The following is a 7,004-nucleotide window of genomic DNA, read 5'->3' as shown; positions in this document are numbered from 1 at the left end:
CGCCCTCTGCGATGCGGGCCTTGTCCTCCGCCGTGACATCGACGTTAGCAGGCGACAACAGGAACACCTTCTGCGTCACCCGCTCGATGCTGCCGTGAAGACCAAACACCAAACCGGCCGCAAAGTCGACAAGTCGCTTCGCGTCTGTGTCATCCATCTCAGTCAGATTCATGATCACCGGGGTGCCCTCGCGGAAGTGTTCCCCGATGGTACGGGCCTCGTTGTAGGTCCGGGGGTGAAGCGTGGTGATCCGGTAAGGCTCTCGTTCCGACACGACCTTGGGCATGATCACCGGTGCGTTCTTCTCCAGGCTCGCGCGTTCTTGTGTGATGGACGCCACGGGGGCGATGCGCGCCGGGCGCCCTGATTCCGCGGGGAGCGCAGCGGAATGCGACACCGGTTCGCGTGGGGGCGACGGCTGTACCACTCGTACCGAATCGTCCCTTTGGGACTGGTGTGAACCGTGGGACTGATGTGACGGCTCGTGCCGTCGATGATCCCGCTCGGGCTCCGGGTCCAGTTCGGGCTCGAAGTCGTCGTCGGGGTCGAAACCGCGGCCGTCGTACCCATCGTCCTCCACGAGGCCGAGGTAGACCGCCATCTTGCGCATCGCGCCGGCCATGCTCTGAGTCCTCCGCTCTGTGGTGGATCGGTGACGACTGCCAAGTCCCGCGATCCACACGGCCGTTGTGCCCGTCTTGGGCGGCATTGACCATATTTTCTGCTGTGGTCCGACTTCCTGGCGACGTTACCCGAGCCTGGGGCGGACTCCGAGTACCGCGGTGCCGACGCGTACATGTGTCGCCCCGGCGGCCACGGCTTCCTCAAGGTCCGCACTCATCCCTGCGGAGACCATGTTCGCAGCCGGATGGGCCCGGCGCAGGTCAGTCGACAAATCCATCAACCGGTCGAACGCCGCGCGTTGGCGTCCCGCGTACTCCCCGGTGAGCGGGGCGACGGTCATGAGGCCGTCGAGCCGCAGCCCCGGCGAGCCGGCTACGAGGGCGGCCAACTCTTCGATTCCGCCCGGCGCCACACCGCCGCGCTCCCCCCTTCCGCTCGCGCCCGCGTCGAGCGCGACCTGGAGGAGACACCCGACCTCGCGCCCGGCCCGCACCGCCTCCCTGGACAGCGCGTCCACGAGCCTGGCACGGTCGACGGACTGCACGAGATCCGCATAACCCACTACGGATCGCACTTTATTGGTCTGCAATTGACCGACAAAGTGCCAAACCAGGGGCAGATCCGAACATTCGGCGGCCTTGGGGGCCGCGTCCTGGTCCCGGTTCTCGGCGGCATGGCGCACCCCGAGCCCCGACAGGATCCGCACGTCGCTCGCCGGGTAGGTCTTGGTGACCACGATCAGGGTCACCTCCTCCCGCTTGCGCCCGGCCGCCGCGCAGGCGGCGGCGATGCGCTCCTCCACTTTCGCCAGGTTTCCGGCGAGTTCGGTCTTACGGTCCGTCATGTTCCATCAGTCCAGCCATACATAGCCGGCGAGCCGCCCGGTGGTGCGGTCCCGCCGGTAGGAGAAGTGATCGCGCGACTCCAGCGTGCACACCGGCGACTGCGCCCGGTCGAGCACTCCGGCGCGCACCAGCTGTGCGTGCACTCCGGCGCTCACGTCCACCGCGGGAGTGCCCCAGCTGGTCTCGGCGTGCGCCGCCGGCTCGACGGCGGAAACCTCGGCGCGCATCGCGTCCGGTACCTCGTAGCAGCGGCCGCAGACGGCGGGGCCGGTGCGGGCGACGATCCGGGCCGGGTCGGCGCCGAGTTCCGTCATGGCGCGTACGGCGGCGGGGACGACCCCGGCGATCATGCCGGGCCGGCCCGCGTGGGCGGCCGCCACGATCCCGGCGGCCGGGTCGGCGAGCAGGACCGGCGTGCAGTCGGCGGTGAGCACGGCGAGGGCGAGCCCCCGGCGCGCGGTGACCACCGCGTCGACCTCGGGCACCGGTCGGTCTCCCCAGGGCTCGTCCACGACGGCGACGTCGTTGCCGTGGACCTGGTTCATCCAGACCACCCGGCCGGGGTCCAGACCGAGCGACTTGGCGGCGATCTCCCGGTTGGTCCGTACCACGCCGGGGTCGTCGCCGACCGCCCCGCCCAGGTTGAGCTCCTCGTACGGAGCGGCGCTCACCCCGCCCCACCTGTCGGTGAAGGCGAAGTGCGCGCCGCTCACGGTCTCGCGCTGTCCTATCACGTCGTAAGGATCACTTGAGGAAGTCCGGTACGTCCAGTTCCTCGGCCGCGCTGTCCGTGTAGGTCCGCGACGGCGGGACCGGCGGGGCGACCGGGATGTCGGCCACCGGCTCGGGGGCCGGCTCCGGCTCCTCCTTCGGCGTCACGCTGCCCAGCGAGCCGAAGGACGGGCGCTCGGGCTCCCGCCGGGCCGGCGCGGGCTCGTCGCGGCGGGCGGAGGCCGAGGACGAGCCGAGGACGTTGTCCCGGCGGGCCGGGGGCTGGCCCCCGTCGAAGCCGGCCGCGATGACGGTGACGCGGACCTCGTCGCCGAGGGCGTCGTCGATGACCGCGCCGAAGATGATGTTGGCCTCGGGGTGGGCGGCCTCGCTCACCAGCTGGGCGGCCTCGTTGATCTCGAACAGGCCGAGGTCGGAGCCACCGGAGATGGAGAGCAGCACGCCCCGGGCGCCGTCGATGGAGGCCTCCAGGAGCGGCGAGGAGATCGCCATCTCGGCGGCTGCCACCGCGCGGTCGTCGCCGCGGGCCGAGCCGATGCCCATGAGGGCCGAACCGGCTTCCGACATGACCGACTTGACGTCGGCGAAGTCGAGGTTGATCAGGCCGGGGGTGGTGATGAGGTCGGTGATGCCCTGGACACCGGAGAGCAGGACCTGGTCGGCCGACTTGAAGGCGTCGAGCACCGAGACCTGGCGGTCCGAGATGGACAGCAGCCGGTCGTTCGGGATGACGATGAGGGTGTCGACCTCTTCGCGGAGTTCGGCGATGCCGTCCTCGGCCTGGTTGGCGCGGCGCCGGCCCTCGAAGGTGAAGGGGCGGGTGACCACGCCGATGGTGAGGGCGCCGAGGGAGCGCGCGATGTTCGCCACGACGGGCGCGCCGCCGGTGCCGGTGCCGCCGCCTTCGCCGGCCGTCACGAAGACCATGTCGGCCCCCTTGAGGACCTCCTCGATCTCCTCGCGGTGGTCCTCGGCGGCCTTGCGGCCGACGGCCGGGTTGGCGCCGGCGCCGAGTCCGCGGGTGAGTTCACGGCCGACGTCGAGCTTGACGTCGGCGTCGCTCATCAACAGCGCCTGTGCGTCGGTGTTGATGGCGATGAACTCGACGCCCTTGAGACCGACCTCGATCATCCGGTTGATGGCATTGACACCACCGCCGCCGACACCGATGACCTTGATGACTGCGAGGTAGTTCTGCGGTGCTGCCACGTCGAAGGCCTCTCGCCTCGAATTACGTTGCCGTCCACGTACGGTGCCCGCACGGGACGGCAGATGCCGATTGGGACGGTCCGTAGCGCCGACCCGAACCCTAACGTTGAAGTTTAGGGTTACCAGTGTGTCCGTTCCCTGAAGTCTTCTGAACAGGACACTAAGTCGACAAGTGGCGCCCGTTCAACGAACACGCCGAACCTCCCGTTTTTCTTTTCACCCTATGTGATCAGCCGTAGCAGTGCCCAACCAGGGTGCTGGCCTGCGCTGATGTGCGTCAACTCGCCGATGACGCTGGGGCGGTGGGAACACTCACGTCGAAGTGCCGGGCGCCGGAAGCGGCTTTCAGGAGGGCCGTGAGCGTACGCGCCTTCGCGGCGCCGTTCTCGGAGCTGCCCCACTCCACGACGCGGCCCCCGCCCAACTCCAGCGAGATGTCGTCGTAGGAACGGACCTTGAGGGTCCGGGTGTCCCGGCGGACGGCGGCCGGGACGGCACGCGCGACGTCGACCGCCTCCCGCACCAGCCGGTCGGTGCCGAACCGGCGCAGGCTGGCGGTGGCCGAACCCGACCGGGACGGACTCAGTTCCAGCGCCGGGACGCCTTTCGGTGCCTGCGCAACCGTGGCGAACCGGACGCCTTCCTTGTCCACTTCGGTGAAATTTCCGCCCTTTTCGATGAGCAGCACGGGGGTTCGCTCGGTCACTTTCAGCCCGATGCCGCGGGGCCACGACCGGACGACGTCCACCGTGTCGATGCGGGGCAGTTTCCGCCGCAGCCGGGCCTCGATGCCGCCGGTGTCGACGGAGACCAGCGGTGCCCCGACGGGGACGTCGGCGGCTTCCAGGACCTCCTCGGGGGTCAGAACGGCCGTACCGGACACGGAGACATGGCGCACCCGCAGCCACGGGGAGCCGTACAGCAGCCAGACGGAGCCGGAGCCGAGGAGCACTACGGACAGCGCCAGGATGACGGTCCTGCGAAAGCGGGGGTTCCGCAGCCGGCGGACGAGCGGCGGGCCGGACGACTCCTGCTGGCGTTCCCCGCGTTCGGCGGTGGTCGGTCCGGCCACGCTGCTCACTTGCCTTTCGTCATACGGTCCTATCGGCTCGAGGCGATCGCCTCGTACACCATGCCGACGAGCAGGTCGTCGGCGTCCCGGCGGCCGAACTCGCTCGCCGCGCGGGACATCTCGTACAGCCGGTGCGGGTCGGCGAGGACGGGCAGGACGTTCTGCTGCACCCACTCCGGGGTGAGTTCCGCGTCGTCGACCAGCAGGCCGCCGCCGGCCTTGACCACCGGCTGGGCGTTCAGCCGCTGTTCGCCGTTGCCGATGGGCAGCGGGACGTAGGCGGCCGGGAGCCCGACGGCGGAGAGCTCCGCGACGGTCATCGCGCCCGCGCGGCAGAGCATCATGTCGGCCGCGGCGTACGCGAGGTCCATCCGGTCCAGGTAACTTACCGGGATATAGGGGGGCATTCCCGGCATCTGGTGCACCTGCGGCAGTTCGTTCTTCGGGCCGACCGCGTGCAGGATCTGGATGCCGGCCTGCTGCAGCCAGGGCGCGACCTGCTGGACGACCTCGTTGAGCCGGCGGGCGCCCTGCGAGCCGCCGGAGACCAGCAGCGTGGGCAGGTTGGGGTCGAGACCGAAGCGGTGCCGGGCCTCGGGGCGGGCCGCGGCCCGGTCCAGGGTGGCGATGGAGCGGCGCAGCGGGATGCCGATGTAGCGGGCGTCACGCAGCTTGCTGTCCGGTGTGGAGACGGCCACCTTGGCGGCGTACCGGGAGCCGATCTTGTTGGCGAGGCCGGGGCGGGCGTTGGCCTCGTGGATCACAATCGGCACACCGAGGCGCTTGGCCGCGAGGTAGGCGGGCAGCGCGACGTAGCCGCCGAAGCCGGCGACGCAGTCCGCCTTCGTGCGCTCCAGGACCTGCTCGGCGGCCTTGATGGTGCCGCGCAGCCGGCCGGGGACGGTGATCAGCTCGGGAGTGGGCCTGCGGGGCAGCGGCACCGCCGGGATCAGTGCCAGCTCGTAGCCCCGCTGCGGGACGAGCGTGGTCTCCAGGCCGCGTTCCGTGCCCAGGGCCGTGATCCCCACGGTGGGGTCCTGCCTGCGCAGGGCGTCCGCGAGGGCGAGCGCGGGCTCGATGTGGCCGGCGGTCCCCCCACCAGCGAGTACGACATGCACCGAAATTCACCGCTCTCCGGACGAGCGCGCCGCCGAGGCACGCCGTCGCATCGTGTTCCATCTCCGAGACCCCTGAGGGCCCCCGGCTCCCCGCTTTCTACCAAAGCGAGGTTGCCGCATCGCAAGCGCCGCCCGCGCAGCGGGCTCGTCGCGCGCAAAGGCGATCAGCAGCCCGATGGCGAACATGGTCGGCAGCAGGGCGGAGCCTCCGTAGGAGAACAGCGGGAGGGGGACACCGGCGATCGGCAGCAGGCCGAGCACCGCACCGATGTTGATCACCGCCTGGGCGGTGATCCAGGTGGTCACGCCTCCCGCGGCGTACCTCACGAAGGGGTCCTCCGTGCGTCCGGCCACGCGGATACCCGCATAGCCTAGAGCCGCGAAGAGGGCCAGTACCGACAGTGTGCCCGCCAGGCCCAGTTCCTCACCGGTGACGGCGAAGATGAAGTCGGTGTGGGCTTCGGGGAGTTGTCCCCATTTCTCCACACTTGCACCGAGGCCGGATCCGAAGAGCCCACCGGAGGCCAGGGCGTAGATGCCGTGAACCGCCTGCCAGCAGTCGGCGACACCGCTCCTCGGCTCGGTGGCGCCGATGCAGGCGAGCCGGGCCATGCGGTTGGGGCTGGTCTTGATGAGGATCACACCGAGCACGCCCGCGATGGACAGCACAGCGGCGAACAGCCGGGTGGGCGCCCCCGCCAGCCACAGCAGGCCGAACAGGATCGCCGTCAGGATGATCGCCGTGCCCATGTCGCCGCCGAGCATGATCAGCCCGAGCAGCAGGAAGCTCACCGGAACGAGCGGCACCAGCATGTGCTTCCACTGGGTCAGCAGCCGCTTCTCCTGTTTGCGTGCCATCAGGTCGGCGCCCCACAGCACCAGGGCGAGCTTGCCGAACTCGCTGGGCTGGATCTGGAAGGAGCCGCCCAGCGAGATCCAGTTCTGGTTGCCGTTGACGGACATCCCTATCCCCGGCACCTGCACCAGCGCCATCATGAAGACGGCTCCGGCGAGGATCGGGTAGGCGAGCGCCCGGTGCAGCTTCACCGGCATACGGGACGCCACGAGCAGCAGCACGCCCCCGATGCAGGCGGCCAGGAACTGCTTCCGGAAGAAGAACGAGCCCGGCAGCGACATCTGCAGCGCGGTGATCTGGGAGGCCGAGTAGACCATCACGAGGCCCAGCACGATGATGAGCAGGCTGCCGCCGAGGATCAGGTAGTACGCGGTGAGCGGCCGGTCCCAGGCCCGGTGGGCGCGCGTGTGGAACCGCCGCAGCGGGTTCTCGCGCGAAGCGCGGGGCGCGGCGGGCCCGCGCGCCGCCCGCTGTACGGGCGGCCGGCCGGTGCGGCTACCGGGCATCAACGCCTCCGCTGAACGTCGACCGTCCCACGGGTCCCTCCC

The 7,004-nt window shown here is 70.1% G+C and carries 7 protein-coding genes; all 7 read right to left on the bottom strand.

Annotated elements, in window-relative coordinates; all coding sequences use genetic code 11:
• A partial coding sequence (sepF, locus tag JF597_RS42170; RefSeq protein ID WP_294009207.1) for a cell division protein SepF occupies positions 1–622 on the bottom strand: 622 nt, incomplete at its 3' end.
• A gap of 126 nt (positions 623–748) precedes the next feature.
• Positions 749–1,468, bottom strand: coding sequence for a YggS family pyridoxal phosphate-dependent enzyme (locus JF597_RS42165; RefSeq protein ID WP_294009205.1), 720 nt, complete (start codon positions 1,466–1,468; stop codon positions 749–751).
• 6 nt (positions 1,469–1,474) lie between these two features.
• A complete protein-coding gene (gene pgeF, locus JF597_RS42160; RefSeq protein WP_294009203.1) occupies positions 1,475–2,203 on the bottom strand; it encodes a peptidoglycan editing factor PgeF in 729 nt (242 codons plus the stop codon).
• A 10-nt stretch (positions 2,204–2,213) separates the two neighbouring features.
• The gene (ftsZ, locus tag JF597_RS42155) at positions 2,214–3,410 is read right to left on the bottom strand and encodes a cell division protein FtsZ (RefSeq protein WP_294009201.1); all 1,197 of its coding nucleotides are present in this window, start codon (positions 3,408–3,410) and stop codon (positions 2,214–2,216) included.
• A 277-nt stretch (positions 3,411–3,687) separates the two neighbouring features.
• Entirely contained in the window at positions 3,688–4,482 is a 795-nt protein-coding gene (locus JF597_RS42150) for an FtsQ-type POTRA domain-containing protein (RefSeq protein ID WP_294009212.1), read from the bottom strand.
• Positions 4,483–4,511: 29 nt separating this feature from the next.
• Positions 4,512–5,600, bottom strand: coding sequence for an undecaprenyldiphospho-muramoylpentapeptide beta-N-acetylglucosaminyltransferase (gene murG, locus JF597_RS42145; protein WP_294009199.1), 1,089 nt, complete (start codon positions 5,598–5,600; stop codon positions 4,512–4,514).
• Between the two features lie 6 nt (positions 5,601–5,606).
• Positions 5,607–6,962 carry a putative lipid II flippase FtsW gene (ftsW, locus tag JF597_RS42140; RefSeq protein ID WP_294009197.1) on the bottom strand — a complete coding sequence of 452 codons (1,356 nt, stop codon included), beginning with the start codon at positions 6,960–6,962 and terminating at the stop codon, positions 5,607–5,609.
• Between the last annotated feature and the right edge of the window lie 42 nt (positions 6,963–7,004).

The organism is Streptomyces sp. (assembly GCF_019510245.1).
Lineage (GTDB): Bacteria > Actinomycetota > Actinomycetes > Streptomycetales > Streptomycetaceae > Streptomyces.
The sequence above is the reverse complement of the archived record's forward strand: the minus strand, read 5'-3'. Positions and strand labels throughout refer to the sequence as shown.

Excerpts from the sequence above, each read along its gene's own strand:
- ftsW (WP_294009197.1), bottom strand. The coding sequence starts at position 6,962 with ATGCCCGGTAGCCGCACCGGCCGGCCGCCCGTACAGCGGGCGGCGCGC.
- JF597_RS42165 (WP_294009205.1), bottom strand. The coding sequence starts at position 1,468 with ATGACGGACCGTAAGACCGAACTCGCCGGAAACCTGGCGAAAGTGGAG.